The sequence below is a fragment of the Erythrobacter sp. S43 genome (assembly GCF_057364955.1).
The window spans coordinates 214257-233973 of the sequence record NZ_CP200285.1 but is presented as its reverse complement, the minus strand read 5'-3'; the positions used below and the strand labels follow the sequence as shown (position 1 = coordinate 233973).

Here is a 19717-nt window from a genome sequence, read left to right as displayed (position 1 = left end):
GCATTTAACCTGAACAAAGGCTGCTAGACCCCTTCAGGCTCAACCAATAGCGAGATCATCCATAAGGCCCTTGTAGCCGACGCAATCACGCATCGGCCTAACCCGAGGAAGACCCTTATGACGGATCTGAAGAAGACTCTGACCAAAGGCACGCTCGGGACTGTCGCGGCTGGCGCGATGGCCCTTGCGACTGCCACCCCTGCTGTAGCTAAGGACCGAGATGGTATCGGTGCCGAGGAAGTGATTGCCGGCGCGCTGATTATCGGCGGAATTGCCGCCGCGGCGGGCGCATTTGACGGCGATGGTGATCGCAAGCGGAATTACCGCGACAGACGTTATCACGACCGACACTATGATCGCGGCAATTGGAACCACCGTGGCGATTGGGATCGCGGTTGGCGCGGGATCAACTCTCGCCAAGCTGTCAACCGATGCAGCCGCGTAGCCGAACGCCAAGCGCGTCGATTTGGCGGCTACCGCAACGCTCGGGTGCTGCGCATCCGCGACGTTGATCGCACCCGCTATGGCTACCGCGTTGTAGGTCGCATGGAAGTACAGGGCCTGCGTGGACACGGCTATGGTTATGGCAACCAAGGCTACGATCGCGGCAAGTTCGTCTGCTACTTCAATGGCGGTCGACCCCAGATCGATTTCCGCGGCATTCGCGGCCTCTGATCGAACAGGGCTTTTGGGCCCCTAAGTCCCCGGGGATTCCTCCTGCGCGCTCCAACGCGTGGTCCCCGGGGCACCCCAAAACCAAAGCGGCAAACTCTCCCTTAGATGCCGCAAGTCCCGATAGGCGGTTCAGGTAAGCGTAAGCCTGGGCCGCCTATTCATTTGTGGTCAAGAGAGCGATTGGTGGACGCTCACATCCAAACAGGAGGGAGCACATGGCTCTAATTTCTCGTTTCGGAGCGTCTGTCGGCTTGGCCGCTGCGCTTTCGATGGCTGCAACACCAGCTTTTGCTGCCGAACTTCCGCAAGGCATTGTCAAACAAAGCGCGTCGGGCAACGCGATGTTTGCTGATTTTGATACGTCTCCGTTCGACACCACCACAATCGATGCCGATACCGAGATTTCCGAATGGCGCCGGGGCTGGCGCCGTGGCCGTTGGCGCCGTCATCGCCGGGTTGATGCCGGTGATGTGTTGGCCGGTGTGCTGATCATCGGTGGCATCGCCGCCATTGCGAGCGCGGCCAACAAAAAAGACAATCGTCACCGCGACCGTGATTACGAGCGTCGCGATGACCGGCGTTATGATCGTGACCGCCGTGACAATGGCTCTCGTGGGCTCGACAACGCGGTTGATCAATGCGTGAACCGGATCCAGCGCGATGTACGGGTGGACAGCGTTGATAGCGTTGACCGCACAGCGCAGGGTTGGGTGGTCACGGGCTCGCTGTTCAACGGCACGGGCTTCACCTGCGCCATCGACAACAACGGCAAGATCGACGCGATTGATTATGGCGACCTGGGCGGAGCGAACCTGCGCGGGGTTTCGGCCACAGGTCAGGTTGAAGACAATCAATGGGACGATGACCGTTACATCGCCGCGCGTCAGAACGTGCGGGGCGCACAGCCTTATCGCACCGCAGGCACGCGTTCCGATCAACCGCTTGTGCCACTGACAACTGATCGTCAGCCAGCCTATCCGGGCGGCCCGCTGCCGGGCGACGAATAGAGCGCGGGATTAGTCTTCAGATGAAGAAGGAACGGGGTCGGCTTCGGCTCCGTTTTCTTTTGCGCGATAGGTGGGCAAGCTGATTTCCCAGTGGATTGCGGCGGCACGCAAGATGAAGCCGGCGCCGAACGCACCGATCCAGATTGGCCAATTCGCTATCATCAGTGTCGGTGCGATCAGCATCCCTACCACGGTAATCGACGCACTGAGCGCGGCGGCTGTGACATAGAGTTCCGGCTGCATGATGATCGACGGACGTCCCGCAACAACGTCGCGGATGATACCGCCGACACAACCCGTTATGATACCCATCAGCACGGCGGGGACCGGGGGAATGCCATAGGCCATCGCCTTCGCGCTGCCGAGCACGGCGTAGGCGGCAAGTCCCAAGCCGTCCGCCATATCGAACAGCTTGCCCTGCCACAGCTTAACGGGTGTGAACCATGCGATGAGGGCGCAGGCAAGGCAGACCGCCGCCACCCGTCCATCAGTCACCCAGAACACTGGTGCTCCGATCAAGAGATCGCGCACGGTGCCGCCGCCAACACCTGTCACCAGCGCAAAAAACGCCATGGTGACGAAAGTCTGCTGCTCCCGAGCCGCGATAACCGCGCCGGAGAATGCAAAGACAGCAATCCCAGCGATGTCGAGCACATCGAGGATAGGAGTGAGAATTTCCTCGTTCATACGGTGGGCTCGGGCACCTTCACACGCGTCTTGCGCCGTCTGAACATCAACGCACAGCCGATGACGGCTCCCGTCAGGCCAAGCGCTGCGAACAGGATCAGGATCGGGTGACTGGTGTCCTCACGCTCGGAAATGTCCATGATGTGCAGGCCCCATGCAAAATCGAACCAGCGCCACCAGCGTGTGCGCACCGCCTCAATCTCGCCGCTGTCGCGCCCGACATAGACATTGGTGCCATCCTCCAATGCCACCTGCCAGACGGGGGAGGGGCGACGGAAATCGAATGGCACGCGGTCCGCGGGAAAGAAGGTGACTTTGCTGACTTTGTTGCCGCCTTCGATGCGTCGTTCCACGAGAGTGCGTGCGGCAGCCGCATCGAGAGGCGCAATGGCCTCACCGGTTTCGTAGTCGACCCGCGTCGTGATGCCGTCCAGCGTGGTCAGGATCGCCACAGGACGCCCATCCTGCATGGTTAGGCGCATGTCTTTCAACTGAGCATCTGCATCGGCGAGCGCGCTGCTTTCAATCACCAGCGCCTGATCGGAGATATCCTTGCGCAGGTGATTGCCGCGCACTTCCTCGATCGGCTTGATCACCATGAACAGTCCGGTCGCCAGCCACATTACGATCGGCACGCCTACCAGCCATCCAAGCCAGATGTGCCACTTGGCGAATGTTTTCATGAGATTGGTCTTGGCCAAGGTGCTGCCTTTCCTTGCGTTGGCTGGCCCATGGCGAAAGAGCGCTATCCGTGCAAGAGTTTCCCGAGCTCGTGCGCGGCCTGAATGCAGTCCATGTCGCTCCACCGCGGACCAATAACCTGCATTCCGCAGGGCAGCGTTACGCCCTCCGTATTGCCATCACCGATGGGCAGCACTGTCGCCGGCAGATTGGGGAAGGTCGCGAGGCCCGGCCATGCCAAACCTCCGCCTGCAGGCACATCCTCGCCGTTTATCCGCAGAGTCGAATTGAACACCGAGCCTTCGTGATGCGGGATTGCCAGCACCGGTGCGGGCGGCGCGAGAACGAAATCGTAGCGTTCAAACAGCTGTGCCCACTGGAACTCGCACACGGCCTGTGCATCGAGCAGGTCGAACCAGTCGGTGGCGGTTGCGCGTTTGCCATCGGGGGACGGAGCACCACGCGCCATGGCGATATTGAGCATCCGCAGATAGGCGGCTTGTTGCATGGCGAGATCGGGAAGCAGGTCGGTTTCATACTCGATCTCAACGCCCGCATCCTCGAATGCCTTGAGCGCCGCCATGGTGGGCTCGGCGACACCGCTATCCAACACGCTATCGGGATGTTCGACGAGCGCGAGGAAACGGCAGCGGGAGATGGGCTTGCCATAACGGGTGTGCTGCTTGATCGGGACGGTGGCCCCGATATCGACCAAAACAGACAAATCGAGCGCGTTACGCGCAAGCGGTCCGGCAATTGAGAGAGCGCCGTCATGCGCCGCGACGAAGCCCTTTCGCTTTGCCATTTGCGGGTGGTCGTGCCCTTGTTTGCTAACCAAGCCCCAGCTCGTCTTGTGTCCCCACACGCCGCTGAAGTGAGCAGGCACGCGGACCGAACCGCCAATATCAGTGCCATATTCGCAAGGCACCATGCCGCTGGCGACCGCCGCTGCACTTCCGCCCGATGATCCACCGGGTGAGCGATCAAGATTGTGGGGGTTCTTTGTCCGGCCATAGACCGGGTTGAAGCTTTGCCAATCCGACAGATCGACCGGCACATTGGTCTTGCCGACGATCACTGCGCCCGCCTTCTTCAAACGGCGTACCAGATCGGAATCCCGCGGCGCGATGTAGTCGGTTAGCCGCTCGTGCCCCCAGCAAGACTGCAGTCCTTCGACATCGAAGCTTTCCTTGATGGTCATCGGAACGCCGAACAAGGGCTGGTCTTCGCCGGGGCCCGCCTCGTCCAGCGTCTTTGCCCGCTCATACGCACGCTCGAAATCCGGCACGGCCAACGCGTCAATTTCTGCGTCGAGTTTCTCGATACGGGTGATGGCAGCGTCCACCGCCTCCACCACGCTCATCTTTCCAGCGCGTATAGCTTTGGCGGTCTCCACCGCTCCCGGTTTGTCAGTCAGTTGTTTGTAAGCCATGCAGTGATTGTTCCCTCTCTCACCCGCTTGGTAAGCGACGTGTGAGAGAGGAGCAATCCGCGATCGACTATTCCTTGGGTGCGGGAATTTCCTGTCCGCCCTGAAACAAAGTCAGGCCGGTGACTTTGCCGCCTTCATCGCGGGTAAAGTGGACCTGTGCGTCGACGACCTTCAGGAAATACTTGTCGCCTTCTTCACGGAACAGCTGATTGGCCCCTTGGCCAGTAGCCTGGGCCATCAGCTTTCCGCCGTCTACGAAGATTGTGATCTTGAATGTCGGGGCGAGCGCATAGGTGCCTTCCAGCTCCGCCATACCCGCGTCATCGACTTCGGATGCGACACGATCTGAGTTGAGAACGACACTGCCGCCTTGGGCCACCGTCATCAGGTTTTTGCCGATATTGCTCGCCGCGCCGCCATTGAGATTGGCGAGCACCGCCACGGTCACGTTCCGATCCGTGTCGTACCCCAGCCATGCGTTGAACCCCTGGATCCCGCCGCCGTGCCAGTAATGCGTGCCGGTCTCCGTTTTGGCATAGACCACGCCGTGCGCGTATTTGTCGTCACCAATCGCATCAAGCGGGGTGGGTGTCAGAAACTCCTCGAGGCTTTCTGCTGAGAGCAGCTTGCCCTCATAAAGCGCGGTGTTCCATTTGTGCAGATCGCCCACGGTCGAATACATGGCGCCCGCGCCAGTTGGGATGCCCATGTAAACATAGCTGGCGTTGGCGGGACCTTCGCTGCTTGGCATGTATCCGGCAGCGCGCTTTGGCAGGACGACGGCGCTCACGTCGAAGCCGGTTGCATTCATGCCCAGTGGTGAGAAGAACGCATCGTAGAAGAACTGATCAATCTCCGTATCGCCGACACGCTCCACAATACGGCTAAGCAGAACATAACCAGAGTTCGAGTAGCTCCACTCGCTGCCCGGCTCGAAATCGAGCGGCAGATCCTTAAACGATGCGATCAGCTCGTCCTGCGTGGTGTCCAGCTTGCTGAGGTCGCTGAAACCCTCAAGCGATGTGACATTGGGCAGGCCCGCCGTGTGGCGGATCATCTGACGCACGGTGATCGCTTCCCAAGCATCGGGCGTGTCTTCGAGGTAGGTCGAGATCGGCGCATCGAGCGACAGCTTGCCCTGTTCGGCCAACATCATAATCGCGACGGCGGTGAATTGCTTTGTGACCGAGCCAATGCGGAACTTCGTGTCGGTGGTGTTGGGGATGTCCCACTCCAGATCGGCTGAACCCCATGCGCGCTCAAGCAAAGCGCCTTCTTCGTTGGCGACCAACACCGCACCCATAAATGCGCCCGTGCTCGCTTCGGCCTCGACAACCTCGACCATTCGATCTGCGTTCTGGGCTGCTGCGGGCAGGGCGGTCGCTGCCAAAGTCAGCGGTGCAAAGGCCAAAGCAATAGTGTTCAGGCGGATCATCAGGGGTCCCCTCTAAGGTGTATCATTCGTATAATACACATGCCAAAATGAACGGCAAGCGGAGAGATCAGGTCTTGTCGGCCAGGTATCGGTCCTCGGCCTCGTAGTCGAACAGGTCCCACGGATAGGCCGAGAGCTGCGAGAAAGCCTTCTCCCACTCGTCGAACCGCTGCTCGCGCAGCCATTGTATGCTGTCCTGCACGCTGCGCCGGTGGAGCGACTGGCGTTTGAACCCTGCCTCGTATGCTTTGTCGCTGTTGATGATGAACGGGAAGGGAAGTGACCACGGTGTGCGACCGACGCTGCCGACCGGTTCGTCCTCCGTGCCATAGAACCGCACACGCTTGCTAAAGGCTTCGGCGACCAAAAGTCCCATCTCGCGCACGCTCGGCGCGTCAATATCGGCACAATTGTAAACACCGCCGCGATCCTCCTCAGCGAGAAACAGCGCCAATTCGCCGATGCTGCGTGCGTCTGTCGTGTGGAACTGGCTCTCGCCTTCGAAGGCCAGAGGAATGATGCTTCGGCGATCTTTGAGGCGTTTGACAAACCACCATTCGCGCGGGTGACGGCTCCATGGACCATAGACCGCTCCGGGGCGGATGATGGCGGCGTTGCGCTCGAACCGCTCGGTAGCGGCGCGCTCCATGCGGATTTTGCGGCTGGAATAGCTTTGCGGGCCGGGCGCTACTGTGACCTGTTCCTCGGTCACGCCAAAGCCGAAATCGGGATATCCGTTTTCGGCGGACTTCTCGAGACTGCGACCGCCATAATCGACATAGACACTGGCGGTGGAGATGGTGATCAGGCGACCGACCCGGTCGGGATCGTAGCGCCGCACATCGCCTTCGTCATAAGCGATGGTGTCAACCACGATATCGGCGGAAGGGGCTGGGTGCTCCCCCGCGATGTATTGCTCGAACCGCGCATCATTGTGCGCCCAAGCCGGCATTGACCGAGCGAGCACTCGCACGTCCCATCCAGCGTCAAGAAACGCCTCGCAGGCGGCATAGCCGATCTGTCCGGCTCCGATGATGGCGACTGTTCCGCTCAATTCCGTCCCCTCAGTGCTGGCAACGCTAGCCCAATGCCAAGAATGGCTGCCGCTCCATAGCCAATCAGAGGAGTGGGGTAGTCACCGATCAATGACGCCAAGGTGAACCCGCCGAGCGCTCCGGCGAGGGCGTAACGGGTGGCTTTGTCGGCGGCTGGCGCGTGCAGGATTATGGCGTGGGCTGCGATCAAACTGAGTGAAAGAAGCGTCGCGATAAGTGGGCTGGTGCTGAACAGGTCTGGCAGGATGCGCTCGACAAACTCCTGTGGCGAGAGGTTTGCTAGGAACAGGGCCGCGCCACATGTGAGAATCCAGAAAATGGCATAAGCCATCCAGTTCGGATGACGGTCTGCGACGGTCATTGCGAGCGCGGCTGTCATCAAGGCCAAGGCCGAAGCGGGGTCCGGCTGGAACAGCGTCAACAGCATGGCTGACACGAGCGCGATGTGTCCAAACTTCTCATCCCTATTGCTGAGAACCGCGATGAGCGGGATGACTAGCATCCCGACATGCAGGCTAAACCCGCCGAGTGGAAGCCAGCGCGCGATGCCTTCGACTTGCGGTCCGGTCAGCAGTGGTAACCCGAGCAGTGCTACAAGCACGAACATGAGAATGCGCACTGTTTTCTCGTCCGAGGGCAGGCGACCGAACGCTGCCCAAAGCGCAGCTGCAGCTAGTGCGCCCGCATTGACGTAGAGATAGCTCGACGGTGCGCCGAACAGCGCAAGGTAGGCTAATCCCGCGCCGCACGGGATCAGCAAGGCGAGCGCCGCGACGGCTCGATTTTTCCAATCGAAACGCGCGGCGCTGTCCATCACATGTGGATCGGTTTGCCTTGGACCGCCATCGCCGCTTCTTTCAGCGCTTCGGCGTGGGTCGGGTGCGCGTGGCAGGTGTAGGCGATGTCTTCGGACGTTGCGCCGAACTCCATCGCTTGGGCTGCCTGTGCGATCATGGTGCCCGCAAGGCTGGCGACGATATGCACGCCCAGCACGCGGTCGGTTTCCGCATCGGCAACCACTTTGACAAACCCGTCGGTGTCGCGGTTTGCCTTGGCGCGGCTGTTGGCCATCATCGGGAACTTGCCGACCTTGATTGTATGGCCTGCCTCTTTCGCTTCCGCTTCAGTCATGCCGACATCAGCGAATTCGGGCATGGTGTAGACGACACCGGGGATCACCGCGTGGTTCACAATGCCGGTCTGTCCCGCGACGTATTCGGCACAGGCGATGCCTTCATCCTCGGCCTTGTGCGCCAGCATCGGGCCAGGCACGACATCACCAATCGCGCGAACGCCATCGACCTTGGTGCGGAATTCGTGATCGATCTCGATCTGGCCGCGCTTGTTCAGCTCCAGCCCGATATTCTCGAGGCCCAGCTTGTCAGTGTTGGGGCGACGCCCGATCGACACCAGCACATGGCTCGCTTCGATAGTCTGCTCGTCGCCACCTGCCGCTTTCTCGACGGTCAGCGTAACTTTCTTGCCCTTGACGTTCGCGCCAGTGACCTTGTGACCGAGCATCAGGTCCATGCCCTGCTTCTTGAAAATGCGTCCGGCTTCCTTGCGCACATCGGCGTCCATGCCAGGGAGCAGCTGGTCGAGGAATTCGACCACGGTGACTTTTGCACCCAGCCGCCGCCAGACCGAGCCAAGCTCCAGTCCGATCACGCCGCCACCGATGACGACGAGGTGTTCGGGCACTTCGGAAAGTTCGAGCGCGCCTGTTGAATCGACGATACGCCCTTTGGCATTGTCCACATCGACACCGGGCAGCGGGGTGACGCTGGAGCCTGTGGCGATGATGATCTCCTTTGCGGTGACGGTGTCATCGCCGACGGTTACCGAATGCGCGTCCTTGAATGAGGCGTGACCTTTGATCCAGGTGACCTTGTTCTTCTTGAACAGGAATTCGATCCCGCCGGTCAACTCGCCCACCGCCTTAGTCTTCTCGGCCATCATGGCCTTGAGGTCGAGCTTTGGCTTGGCGGTGATGCCCCAAGTCGCAAAGTGGCCGCCTTCGGCTTCCTCGAACAGCTCGGAACCGTGCAGCAATGCCTTGGAGGGGATGCAGCCGACATTGAGGCAGGTGCCGCCCAAAGTCTCGCGGCTTTCAACGCAAGCGGTCTTCAGCCCTAGCTGCGCCGCGCGGATAGCGGCGACATAGCCGCCCGGGCCAGCGCCGATAACAAGGACGTCATAATCGTAATTGTGGTCAGCCATGGGGAGTCTCTTTTCCTTAGAGGTCAATCAACATCCGGGTCGGATCTTCGATTGCTTCTTTGATAATCTTCAGCGCGGTCACGGCTTCGCGGCCGTCGATCAGGCGGTGGTCATAAGACAGCGCCAGGTACATCATCGGGCGGATTTCGACCTGACCGTTGATCGCAACCGGGCGATCTTCGATGCGGTGGAGGCCCAGCACAGCGCTTTGCGGCGGGTTGATGATCGGGGTCGACATCAGCGACCCGAATACGCCGCCGTTGGAGACGGTGAATGTGCCGCCGGTCATGTCTTCCATGGTCAGCGTGCCTTCCTTGGCGCGCGCACCGAAATCGGCGATGTCCTTCTCGATGCGGGCAAAGCCCTTCTTGTCAGCATCACGGATCACAGGGACGACAAGGCCGTTTGGCGCGGACACTGCGACCGAGATGTCGACATAGTCGTGATAAACGATCTCATCGCCTTCGATATAAGCGTTGACGGCTGGCACATCTTTCAGCGCCAGACATGCGGCCTTGGCGAAGAAGCCCATAAAGCCGAGGCGGATATCATGCTTCTTGGCGAACAAGTCTTTGTACTTGGTGCGCGCTTCGATGACCGCGCTCATGTCCACATCGTTGAAAGTGGTGAGCAGCGCAGCGTTGTCCTGTGCGCCTTTGAGGCGCTTGGCGATGGTCTGGCGCATGCGGGTCATCTTCACCCGCTCGTCATTGCGTCCGGCGGCCGGAGCACCAGCACCAGCAGGAGCGGCGGCGGGGGCAGGGGTAGGCGCAGCGTCCTTGGCCTTGGCAGCCGCAAGCACGTCTTCCTTGGTTAGGCGACCATCCTTGCCAGTGCCGTTGATCGTCGAGGGATCGACACCGTGTTCGAGAACAGCGCGGCGCACAGCAGGCGACATGGTGATCGTGGCATCGGGTGCATCCTTGGCCGCTGGAGCGGGCGCCGGGCTGTCCGATTTCGTCTCGGCAGGCTTGGCGGAGGCTTCAGCACCTTCGTCAATCACAGCGATGACCGCGCCAACTTCAACGGTGTCACCCACGGCAGCGCGGTGTTCGACCAGCACGCCAGCAACAGGCGAGGGCACGTCAACCGCGACCTTGTCGGTTTCGAGGCTGGCAATCGGTTCGTCGGCGGCGACCGCGTCGCCCGGCTGCTTGAGCCATTCGCCGATGGAGCCTTCTGTGACCGACTCTCCAAGAGCCGGGACGGTGATTTCAGTGGCCATTGTGTTTGTCCTTGAGCCTATTGAAACTGCGATAGATTACGAAAGACCGAGCGCGTCTGCGACCAGCTGTTCCTGCTGCTGCGCGTGGCGTTTGGCGAGGCCGGTTGCGGGCGAAGCCGAAGCTTCGCGGCCGGCATAAGTTGGGCGCATGCCCTTATGACCTGCGTCGGTAAGCGCGTCCTCGATCTGGTTCTGCACAAAGAACCACGATCCGTTGTTCTTCGGCTCTTCCTGACACCAGACGACGTCTTTGAGGTTGGTCATCCGCTTCAGACGCACTGAAAGCGGCTCGCCCGGGAAGGGATAAAGCTGCTCGATACGCACGATCGAGACGTCTGTCAGACCTTCGGCATCACGCTTTTCGATCAGGTCGTAGGCGACCTTGCCTGAGCACAGCACCAGACGTTTGATCTTCTTGTCAGCCGCGCTGTCGGGCGCCATCGACGGGTCCGACTTGATCCGCATGAAGTGGTTTTCGCCCAAGAACTCGTCCTTGGTGCTCTTCGCCATCGGGTGACGCAGCAAGGACTTAGGCGTCATGATCACCAGCGGCTTACGGAACGGGCGCAGCATCTGGCGGCGCAGCACGTGGAAGTAGTTTGCCGGCGTGGTGATGTTGCACACCTGAATGTTGTCGTTGGCGCAAAGCTGAAGGAAACGTTCGAGGCGCGCGGAGGAGTGCTCCGGACCCTGACCCTCGTATCCATGCGGCAACAGCATCACGAGGCCGTTGGCGCGCAGCCACTTGGCTTCGCCGCTGACGATATACTGGTCGATCATGATCTGCGCGCCATTGGCGAAGTCACCAAACTGCGCTTCCCACAGGACCAGCGATTTCGGGTCGGCCATGGCAAACCCGTATTCGAACCCGAGCACGCCGTATTCGGACAGGGTCGAGTCATACACCTCGAACTTACCGTGGGGCAGCGTGGTCAGCGGGATGTACTTCTCTTCGGACTTCTGGTCGATCCAGACCGCATGACGCTGAGAGAAGGTGCCGCGTCCGCTATCCTGACCGGACAGGCGCACGCCATAGCCTTCCATCACAAGGCTGCCGAAGGCGAGCGCTTCACCGGTCGCCCAGTCGAAGCCTTCGCCGCTGTCAAACATCTCACGCTTTGCCTTAAGGACGCGGCCTAAGGTACGGTGAATGTTGTGACTTTCTGGAACCTCGGTGAGCACTTGGCCGAGCCGGTCGAACATCTTGGGTTCAATCGCCGTCTCGATATTGCGGCGCGCATTCTCTGGATCGGCAGGCTTGTTGAGGCCTGCCCAGCGACCGGCGAACCAGTCCGCTTCGTTGGCGGAATAGCTCTTGGCTGCTTCGAATTCCTCTTCAAGCAGAGCGTTGAACTCGGCAGCCACCTCATCGCGGTGTCCATCTTCGATTACGCCTTCTTCGATCAGGCGCGCTTCGTAATGCTTGGACACTTTCGGGTGCTTGCCAATCGCTTCGTACATCAGCGGCTGGGTGAACTTGGGTTCATCGCCTTCGTTGTGGCCGAACCGGCGATAGCACCACATGTCGATCACGACGTCGTGGTTGAACCGTTGGCGGTACTCGACCGCGAGTTTGCAGGCGAAGGTCACCGCTTCGGGATCATCGCCATTTACGTGCAGGATCGGCGCCATCACGCCTTTCGCCACATCGCTGGGGTAGGGCGAATTGCGCGCAAAGCGGGGCGAGGTGGTGAAACCGATCTGGTTGTTGATGATGAAATGCAGGCAACCGCCCGTGTCATAGCCGTTGACGCCCGTGAGGCTCAGGCTTTCCCACACCACGCCTTGGCCAGCGAAGGCGGCATCGCCGTGGATCAGGACGGGCAGAACTTGCTGCTTGTCATCCAGATCATCGCGGACCGCCTGCTGCGCGCGTGCCTTGCCCAGAACAACGGGGTTTACCGTTTCAAGGTGCGATGGGTTTGGCGTCAGCGACATATGGACGCTGATCCCATCAAATTCGCGGTCAGTGCTGGTGCCGAGGTGGTATTTGACGTCGCCCGATCCGCCGACATCTTCAGGATTGGCCGATCCACCAGAGAATTCGTGGAAGATCACTTTGTATGGCTTGGCCATCACGTTCGCGAGGACGTTCAACCGGCCACGGTGGGCCATGCCGTAAATGATCTCGCGCACACCGTCTGAGCCGCCATGCTTGATGACCGCTTCGAGCGCCGGAATCATGGACTCGCCGCCATCAAGGCCGAAGCGCTTGGTGCCGACATATTTCTTGCCGAGGAACTCCTCGTAAAGCTCCCCACGCATCACCGCGGCAAGGATCGCTTTCTTACCCTCAGGGGTAAACTGGATCGTATCGCCAGGGCTTTCGAACTTGTCCTGAAGGAAGCGGCGCTCCTCGGTGTCGGCGATGTGCATGTATTCGAGGCCGACTTTGCCGCAATACACCTCTTTCAGCCGAGCATGCAGCTTGCCGATCGTGGTCCATTCGAGGCCCATGACGTCGCTGACATAGACGTCTTCGTCTTCCATCCCTGCGAGGCCATGAAATTCCAGCGTCAGATCCGCTGGTTCTTCACGCTTGGCCGATATGCCCAATGGATCAATATCCGCCGCCAAGTGGCCGCGCACACGATACAGCCGCACAAGGGTCATCGCCTTGTTCGAGATGTCCGCCGCGTGTTGCAGCGCCGCCTGATCCAAAGGCTTGCCCGCCTTCTTCGCCGCTTTCTCGATGGTATCCTTGGTGACGCGCATTTGCGTCGGATCCATCGCGCTCGCGAGATCGGCATCCGCATCCGCAACCTCGGCCATCCACTTGGGGTTGCCCCAGGAAGGGCCGGGCTGCGGTCCTTCCTGGTCGTAGGATTCAGGGATGAATGTCTGAGCTTCTTTGTTCATGGCTTTTCTCGCGGGGAGGAGAGTACTGGTCCTTACGCCATCTCTTTGAGCATGGCGTCGAGCGTGGTGCCGAGCTCGCTGGGCGAGGGCGAGACGCGGATGCCCGCATCTTCCATCGCGGCGATCTTGTCGTCAGCACCACCCTGGCCGCCCGAAACGATAGCGCCAGCGTGGCCCATGCGGCGCCCCGGAGGTGCCGTGCGACCAGCGATAAAGCCGACAGTCGGTTTGCTGCGGCCCTTGGCTGCTTCGGCTTTCAGGAAGGCTGCTGCCTCTTCTTCGGCCGAACCACCGATTTCACCGATCATGATGATGCTTTCGGTTTCAGGATCATCGAGGAACAGGTCGAGCACGTCGATAAAGTTGGTGCCGTTGACCGGGTCACCGCCAATGCCAACCGCAGTCGTCTGGCCAAGGCCTACGGCTGTGGTCTGGTGCACGGCTTCGTAAGTGAGCGTGCCCGAGCGCGAGACAACGCCGACGCTGCCCTTCTTGAAAATGCTGCCTGGCATGATGCCGATCTTGCACTCTTCCGGCGTCAGAACGCCGGGGCAGTTCGGGCCGATCAGGCGCGATTTCGAGCCGGTGAGCGCAGCCTTGGCGCGGACCATGTCAAGCACCGGAATGCCCTCGGTGATGCAGATGATCAGTTCCATCTCCGCATCAATTGCCTCGCAAATCGCATCAGCGGCGAAGGGCGGGGGAACGTAGATGCACGAAGCGGTCGCGCCGGTGGCTTCCTTCGCATCACGCACCGTGTTGAATTGGGGCAGACCGATGTGGTCGGTGCCACCTTTGCCTGGCGTTACGCCAGCCACCATCTGCGTCCCGTAATCGAGCGCCTGCTGCGTGTGGAAGGTGCCGGTGTTGCCGGTCATCCCTTGGGTGATGACCTTGGTGTCTTTATTTACGAGGATGGACATCTAATTCCCTTTTTCTGGTTCAAGCGAGTTGGACGGTCGCCCGCCAAGAAGAATTCCAAGCCCAAAGAACAGCCATCCAGCTGCCAAAGGGCCAAGTATTATGATTAGGAGCATCTTGCCGTATGGGTCGACAAAGATGCTGGGACCGTCGTTTGCCATTTCGAGAAAAGCTACGAAGCCGAAGAAAGGTGCACTAATCGCGACGGCCCACAAGCAAAGATGGCGCGCTCCGAGCCAGGCCATACTAACAAAAAATATGATGCAGGCAGTAAAGATTAGGACAATCATCACGCCAGCGAGCTATCCAGCCCCTTACATGCCTCAAGCAGTTCCTCGACCGCATCGGTGCTGACCTTGAGGTTGGCTTTCTCTTCGTCGCTGAGTTCGATCTCGACAACTTCCTCGGTGCCGCCTGCGCCGATTACGGTCGGGACGCCGACATAGAGCCCGTCGAGGCCGTATTTGCCTTCGACATAGCTGGCGCAGGGCAGGATGCGCTTCTGGTCGCCGAGATAGGCTTCAGCCATGCTGATCGCGCTGGTTGCCGGCGCATAGTACGCCGAGCCGTTGCCGAGCAGGCCAACAATCTCGCCGCCGCCTTTGCGGGTGCGGTCGACGATTTCGTCGAGGCGCGCAGCATCGACGCCCTTGATCTTGGCATAGTCATCAACCGGAATACCGTTGATGGTGGTGTAGCTTTTGACCGGGACCATGGTGTCGCCGTGGCCGCCGAGGACGAAAGCGTTGACGTCCTTGACCGAGCAATCAAACTCCCAAGCAAGGAAGGTCGCGAAGCGTGCGCTGTCGAGCACGCCCGCCATGCCGACCACTTTGTTGTGCGGAAGACCGGAGAATTCACGCAGCGCCCAAACCATCGCGTCGAGCGGGTTGGTGATGCAGATCACGAAAGCGTCGGGGCAGTTGTTCTTGATGCCTTCGCCAACCGCTTTCATCACTTTCAGGTTGATGCCGAGAAGGTCGTCGCGGCTCATGCCAGGCTTGCGGGGAACGCCTGCGGTTACGATCACAACGTCTGCGCCGGCGATGTCGGCATAATCGTTAGAACCGGTGATCTTGGCGTCGAAGCCTTCGATCGGGCCGCACTGCGAAAGGTCGAGCGCTTTGCCCTGTGGCATGCCTTCGGCGATGTCGAACAGGACGATGTCGCCCATTTCCTTTTTCGCGGCGAGGTGGGCGAGCGTGCCACCAATCATGCCAGAGCCGATAAGCGCGATCTTTTTGCGTGCCATGTGGGGTATTTCCTTCCCTGATCCTTCGGGACGAAAAAGCATTCCTCCAACTGATGCGAACCCCCGTCCCAAGAAGCGTTGTGCATCAGCGCGTCTAAAGGCGAGGTAGGCGGGTGAGCAGGCGATTGCAACCGTCAAAAGGGCGCATGTAACAACAATTTATGCGACTAGTTCGCAATTGCAATAAAGGTTGGCGTTTAGACGCATCCTTAGTGGAAACTGTCTGTTGTTGTTGGGATTAGCTGGGCTACGCCAGCCAACATGCGTCAGGCGCTGGCGCGCTTGCGCTCATCGTCGCGTTCTTGGGCGAGAAGCATTGCCGCCAGATAGTCTGGCACCGCGCGGCTGAAGTAGTAGCCCTGACCAAGGTTACAGCCCGCTTCACGCACCGTCTCGACCTGTTCGAGCCGCTCTAGACCCTCGGCGACGATATCCATCTCGAGCGTGTTGGCCATCTCGGCCACGGCGCGGATAATGGCATCGCTCTTCTTGCCGACATTGGGACCGGAGACGAAGCTGCGATCGACCTTAATCTTCGAGAACGGGAAGTTGTTGATGTAACCCAGCGAGGAATAGCCGGTACCGAAATCATCAAGCGCAAATTTCACACCGATCTCGGAAAGCTCCTCAACGAATGCTGCGGTTGCGTGGTTGTCCTCTACGAACAGGCTTTCGGTGACTTCGAGTTCCAGCCGACGCGGATCAAGTCCAGCTTCACGCAGAGCGTTACGAATACCCAGTGCTGCACCCGGAGCGCGGATTTGCAGCGGGGAGAGGTTCACTGCGACCGTTACATCTTCCGGCCATTGCGCTGCGGTGCGAGCCGCTTGGGCGGTGATCCAGTTGCCCAGTGTTACGATAACACCGGTTTCCTCGGCTACGGGAATAAACTCGTCCGGACGTAGCTCGCCCTTCTCAGGGTGGAACCAGCGCACCAGCGCTTCGAATGTCTTGATGCGGCCCGTTTCCAGGTCGACGATTGGCTGGAAGAAGATTGAAAGCTCATCGCGTTGCAGAGCGATGCGCAACTCGTCCTCGATTTCACGGCGACGCACCAGATCGCGGGTCATGGTCTTGTTGAAGAAGCATGTCTGCGCTCGGCCACCAACTTTGGCGTGATACAGCGCAAGGTCAGCACCCTGCATCAGAGTATCGGCATCTTCGCCATCTTCGGGGAGAATCGCGACACCAAGAGAAGCGCGAACCTCCAACCGGTCTGCTTCCACGCGCACCGGACGCATAATTTCGGCGTGCACCTCGCTTGAGATGTGCTCGGCATGCTTGCGATCACGGATGGGGCAGAACAGAACAAATTCGTCACCACCAAAGCGCGCGACGGTTGAACCTTCTGGAGCAACGTCCTGCAGACGGCTGGCAACTTCGGCCAGAACCTTGTCGCCGACGGGATGGCCCAAAAGGTCGTTGACTTCCTTGAACCGGTCAAGGTCGACCCAGATCAACGCGAGTTTGTCATCTGCACCGACTTCCATCAGTGCCTCGACCATGGCGTGGTTCAGACCGGCACGGTTGGCGAGGCCGGTGACCACGTCGGTACGGGCCAGAATGCGCATCTTTTCGGCCAGCTCGGCGCTCTCTTCGGCTTTGTCGAAGCTTTCGCGCAAAGTTCTGAAGATGTTCAGCGCGATCGACATCATGGCCGGAACCAGCAGCAGGATCGTCACTGCCAAAGCGATCATCGCAGCGCTGCCTATTGCTAGGCAAACGACGATAATCGGCACGCAGACGAGCGTTAGCTGCCCCAAAGCAATCGTTGGGCGCCCGGCATTGCGAGACGCCACTCCCACGCCGTAACACAGCGCGTTGGCGACCATCATGATCTTCGCATCAGCAGGCGTTGGATACCAGAGCACCAGAGCGGCCAAGATGCTGATTGTCAGAGCATAGCTGAACGCGCCCATTTCATAGAGCACTTCGAGCATCCGCGTGCTGCGGCTTTCAGATTGGGGGTGAAAGCAACAGCTGCTCCGACACGGACGATTGCGACGATTGTGAGCACCGTGAAGCAAACGTAGATTTCTGTGATGTCGGAGACCCAGGCGGCCACAGCTGCAGCAGCGACACCGGCCAATGCGCCAATCGCGAGGCTGGAAGGGTTAGCGTAGAGAGTTGTTACGAGCAAACGTTGCACGCGTGCGGAAACCTGGTCCGAACGCGGACCAGATGCGCGTCGCGCACGTAGTTTCGTTAGAGTGCTCACAACTCCCATGACACATGTGAACTAACGTAAAGTGGTCAAGCGGAGGTTAACGCGATGCTTACCGCGTTTTTCCTTATTGCTTTTGGGATGTTACAATCAGTCGTTTGAAGACTGATTTGGCAATTCCAGGGGCAAAACCGTGTTTCTGGCGCCATTTGCCTGATCCGCAATGCGCCGATCAAGCGTGCGGGTGATGCCAAGCCACCAGTCATACGCTTCGCGGTCACCTGCAAAGAAAGCATCTTCTGCTTTGGCCCGTGCGGCCCGTGCTGCGCCGAGACCGTGCTGGGCAAAATGCCGAAGCGCTGCGCGCAGCATAGCGTCGCTGGGTGCTTCCTTTGTGGGAAGCGGGCTGTTGTCGTTGTTGGCGCTGGGAAAAGTCGGGCACTGCAAAACCCTCGCCAAAGGCGATGCGTTTGCGATGTTTGCAGGAGCAAAGTGAATTGTCATCACGCGCGCTTTTCCCGACCCGTTCTTCTTCTTGGATGCAGCGCGATGAGCCGTCATGGCGGCGCGCACCTTATTCAACGATGAGACGGGATTAGCTGGCCTAGCGCTAAGGCTTGGTGTGGTAACACGGTTTCGAAGCGATTAACCCTATTACTCCTTCGGGGTATCAGCCGGAGGCGCACCAGGAGATGGTTCACCTGGCTTCTTCTTCCACTGGCCCGCGTTGGCATAAGGCGATTTGACATCGCCCGAGCGCGGCAATGGGGGTGGGGCAGGTGCAGCGGTCGGCGCCGGCGTTGTGTTTGCAGAAGCATTATCATCGGAAGCTGCGCGCGCTGGTCGTGAAGATGGCCTTGAGGCGACCGCACGCGGGGCGCTGCGCGTTGAAGAGGCTCCGGCGCGGCGCGGTGCAATTGCAGGGGCCGGGGGTACTCGTCCACCAACCCTAGGCTCGATGCCAGAATAGGTACCGGTAAAGGCGCTTTTCTCGCCCTCTGCTCCACGTGCCCGGTAAAATCTGTGCGCGCCCACGGTGCCGATCGGGCTGAGCGTTGCCGCCCAGCCGGGCGTTGCCCAGCGAGTGTGGTAGTGTGTGGCTAGGCCAATCGGGGCGTACACTTTACCCGCCAGCGCATCTCTCGCCATGTCTTGGGCGCGGGTCCAGCCCGAGCCGGCTGGCTTGCGAGCTAAGCTTCCGTCGCAAGCGAAACCGAATTCGCACGCCGAGCCACGGGCCGATTTCTCATAGGCTACGCCGCAAACGCTGCCTGGCCATTTGGGGTGCGCTACCCGGTTCAAGATGACCTGTGCCACCGCGCGCTGCGCCGCTTCGCCCTCGGTTCCGGCTTCGTAATACACCGCTTGGGATAGGCATTCTTGCGCGCGTGCCTGGCTGGACATGCTTCCAGCAACAAAGAACGCCGAAGCTGCGGGGCCAGCGTCGATCAGCGCGCCAACGTCGCGCCCAAATTCTCCACCCGCGGCAAGAGGATCCGAAGAAGGAAGCGCGACGAGCGACTCATCGGAAGCGTCGATGTAATAGAACGCGGAGCCGGGAAAGCTCATGCCCGCTTGTTCGAACGGCATCGCATCTGGGCCACCAATCCCTGCCATCCAATCGGCTTCAGCCGGGGCAGCACCCGGTTCTTTACCGAAATTGCCTGAGGCAGCTGCCGCTGGAATAGCCACTATGGCCAGCAGAAACGCAATGCGCTTGCGCATCGAAAACTTAGGCTCGGGCTTTGAGCTGATTTCAGCGTGCTCGTCAGCGGGGCTAGTTTCAAGTTCTGCCTGATCGTGAGGGACCGGTGCTTCCGAAAAGGCTTCATCAACCGGCGGTGTATCCTCGATCACCTCGGGTGCCGGATGGGCCGTCTCATCAAAGATGTCTTTAACCGGAACCGGCGGAGCAAAGCTCTCCATTGATGGGAGATCGCGACGCATGCGCTTGCGCGGCTCGCCAAGCTCGATGGGCTTGGGCGGCGTGAAGCTTTTTCTTCCTAGGCGGGTGATCGTGCTGTCGGTCATGGCGCGCTTAGGCGCGTATCCTGAAAGTGCGCTTTGGCGCGAGGGGGAAGGCGTGTGCCGTCCCGATAGCAAA

The 19717-nt window shown here is 59.9% G+C and carries 17 protein-coding genes; 2 read left to right on the top strand and 15 right to left on the bottom strand.

Translation table 11 applies throughout. The features are described 5' to 3' along the window. Positions 1-117: 117 nt before the first annotated feature. Both AC0V6K_RS01130 and AC0V6K_RS01125 read left to right on the top strand, forming a co-directional pair. Positions 118-675 carry a hypothetical protein gene (locus AC0V6K_RS01130; RefSeq protein ID WP_472623952.1) on the top strand — a complete coding sequence of 186 codons (558 nt, stop codon included), beginning with the start codon at positions 118-120 and terminating at the stop codon, positions 673-675. Positions 676-890: 215 nt separating this feature from the next. Beyond that, positions 891-1682: a hypothetical protein gene (locus AC0V6K_RS01125; protein WP_472623950.1), complete on the top strand. Its 792-nt coding sequence runs from the start codon at positions 891-893 to the stop codon at positions 1680-1682. A 9-nt stretch (positions 1683-1691) separates the two neighbouring features. Here the strand turns inward: AC0V6K_RS01125 and AC0V6K_RS01120 are convergent, their stop codons facing one another. From AC0V6K_RS01120 to AC0V6K_RS01050, 15 genes are all read right to left on the bottom strand, one after another. Beyond that, a complete protein-coding gene (locus AC0V6K_RS01120) occupies positions 1692-2369 on the bottom strand; it encodes a trimeric intracellular cation channel family protein (protein WP_472623948.1) in 678 nt (225 codons plus the stop codon). Continuing rightward, positions 2366-3052, bottom strand: coding sequence for a PepSY domain-containing protein (locus tag AC0V6K_RS01115; RefSeq protein WP_472623946.1), 687 nt, complete (start codon positions 3050-3052; stop codon positions 2366-2368). Before AC0V6K_RS01115 ends, AC0V6K_RS01120 begins: the two co-directional genes overlap by 4 nt. Before the next feature lie 62 nt (positions 3053-3114). Then, entirely contained in the window at positions 3115-4482 is a 1368-nt protein-coding gene (locus tag AC0V6K_RS01110; protein ID WP_472623944.1) for an amidase family protein, read from the bottom strand. Positions 4483-4549: 67 nt separating this feature from the next. Then, complete coding sequence (locus AC0V6K_RS01105; protein ID WP_472623942.1) at positions 4550-5917, bottom strand: serine hydrolase; 1368 nt, start codon at positions 5915-5917, stop codon at positions 4550-4552. Between the two features lie 67 nt (positions 5918-5984). After that, complete coding sequence (locus AC0V6K_RS01100; protein WP_472623940.1) at positions 5985-6971, bottom strand: NAD-dependent epimerase/dehydratase family protein; 987 nt, start codon at positions 6969-6971, stop codon at positions 5985-5987. After that, positions 6968-7789: a hypothetical protein gene (locus tag AC0V6K_RS01095; protein ID WP_472623938.1), complete on the bottom strand. Its 822-nt coding sequence runs from the start codon at positions 7787-7789 to the stop codon at positions 6968-6970. The genes AC0V6K_RS01100 and AC0V6K_RS01095 overlap by 4 nt, the downstream gene beginning before the upstream one ends. Beyond that, positions 7786-9192 carry a dihydrolipoyl dehydrogenase gene (lpdA, locus tag AC0V6K_RS01090; RefSeq protein ID WP_472623936.1) on the bottom strand — a complete coding sequence of 469 codons (1407 nt, stop codon included), beginning with the start codon at positions 9190-9192 and terminating at the stop codon, positions 7786-7788. Before lpdA ends, AC0V6K_RS01095 begins: the two co-directional genes overlap by 4 nt. Before the next feature lie 16 nt (positions 9193-9208). Beyond that, positions 9209-10417, bottom strand: a complete 1209-nt coding sequence (gene odhB, locus AC0V6K_RS01085) for a 2-oxoglutarate dehydrogenase complex dihydrolipoyllysine-residue succinyltransferase (protein WP_472623934.1) — start codon at positions 10415-10417, stop codon at positions 9209-9211. Between the two features lie 36 nt (positions 10418-10453). Further along, positions 10454-13276: a 2-oxoglutarate dehydrogenase E1 component gene (locus AC0V6K_RS01080; protein WP_472623932.1), complete on the bottom strand. Its 2823-nt coding sequence runs from the start codon at positions 13274-13276 to the stop codon at positions 10454-10456. Between the two features lie 32 nt (positions 13277-13308). Continuing rightward, positions 13309-14199: a succinate--CoA ligase subunit alpha gene (gene sucD / locus AC0V6K_RS01075; RefSeq protein ID WP_472623930.1), complete on the bottom strand. Its 891-nt coding sequence runs from the start codon at positions 14197-14199 to the stop codon at positions 13309-13311. A gap of 287 nt (positions 14200-14486) precedes the next feature. Further along, a complete protein-coding gene (gene mdh, locus AC0V6K_RS01070; protein WP_472623928.1) occupies positions 14487-15449 on the bottom strand; it encodes a malate dehydrogenase in 963 nt (320 codons plus the stop codon). A gap of 266 nt (positions 15450-15715) precedes the next feature. Further along, on the bottom strand, positions 15716-17389 hold the full coding sequence (locus AC0V6K_RS01065; protein ID WP_472623926.1) for a putative bifunctional diguanylate cyclase/phosphodiesterase: 1674 nt from the start codon (positions 17387-17389) through the stop codon (positions 15716-15718). Beyond that, positions 17344-17598: a hypothetical protein gene (locus AC0V6K_RS01060; RefSeq protein ID WP_472623924.1), complete on the bottom strand. Its 255-nt coding sequence runs from the start codon at positions 17596-17598 to the stop codon at positions 17344-17346. Before AC0V6K_RS01060 ends, AC0V6K_RS01065 begins: the two co-directional genes overlap by 46 nt. Before the next feature lie 165 nt (positions 17599-17763). Further along, positions 17764-18174, bottom strand: a complete 411-nt coding sequence (locus tag AC0V6K_RS01055) for a hypothetical protein (RefSeq protein WP_486172529.1) — start codon at positions 18172-18174, stop codon at positions 17764-17766. 93 nt (positions 18175-18267) lie between these two features. Continuing rightward, on the bottom strand, positions 18268-19644 hold the full coding sequence (locus AC0V6K_RS01050) for a cell wall hydrolase (protein ID WP_472623920.1): 1377 nt from the start codon (positions 19642-19644) through the stop codon (positions 18268-18270). Between the last annotated feature and the right edge of the window lie 73 nt (positions 19645-19717).

Coding starts and splice junctions, on each gene's coding strand:
- AC0V6K_RS01130 (WP_472623952.1), top strand. CDS start 118: ATGACGGATCTGAAGAAGACTCTGACCAAAGGCACGCTCGGGACTGTC.
- AC0V6K_RS01125 (WP_472623950.1), top strand. CDS start 891: ATGGCTCTAATTTCTCGTTTCGGAGCGTCTGTCGGCTTGGCCGCTGCG.
- AC0V6K_RS01120 (WP_472623948.1), bottom strand. CDS start 2,369: ATGAACGAGGAAATTCTCACTCCTATCCTCGATGTGCTCGACATCGCT.
- AC0V6K_RS01115 (WP_472623946.1), bottom strand. CDS start 3,052: ATGAAAACATTCGCCAAGTGGCACATCTGGCTTGGATGGCTGGTAGGC.
- AC0V6K_RS01110 (WP_472623944.1), bottom strand. CDS start 4,482: ATGGCTTACAAACAACTGACTGACAAACCGGGAGCGGTGGAGACCGCC.
- AC0V6K_RS01105 (WP_472623942.1), bottom strand. CDS start 5,917: ATGATCCGCCTGAACACTATTGCTTTGGCCTTTGCACCGCTGACTTTG.
- lpdA (WP_472623936.1), bottom strand. CDS start 9,192: ATGGCTGACCACAATTACGATTATGACGTCCTTGTTATCGGCGCTGGC.
- odhB (WP_472623934.1), bottom strand. CDS start 10,417: ATGGCCACTGAAATCACCGTCCCGGCTCTTGGAGAGTCGGTCACAGAA.
- AC0V6K_RS01080 (WP_472623932.1), bottom strand. CDS start 13,276: ATGAACAAAGAAGCTCAGACATTCATCCCTGAATCCTACGACCAGGAA.
- sucD (WP_472623930.1), bottom strand. CDS start 14,199: ATGTCCATCCTCGTAAATAAAGACACCAAGGTCATCACCCAAGGGATG.
- mdh (WP_472623928.1), bottom strand. CDS start 15,449: ATGGCACGCAAAAAGATCGCGCTTATCGGCTCTGGCATGATTGGTGGC.
- AC0V6K_RS01065 (WP_472623926.1), bottom strand. CDS start 17,389: ATGCTCGAAGTGCTCTATGAAATGGGCGCGTTCAGCTATGCTCTGACA.
- AC0V6K_RS01055 (WP_486172529.1), bottom strand. CDS start 18,174: ATGACGGCTCATCGCGCTGCATCCAAGAAGAAGAACGGGTCGGGAAAA.
- AC0V6K_RS01050 (WP_472623920.1), bottom strand. CDS start 19,644: ATGACCGACAGCACGATCACCCGCCTAGGAAGAAAAAGCTTCACGCCG.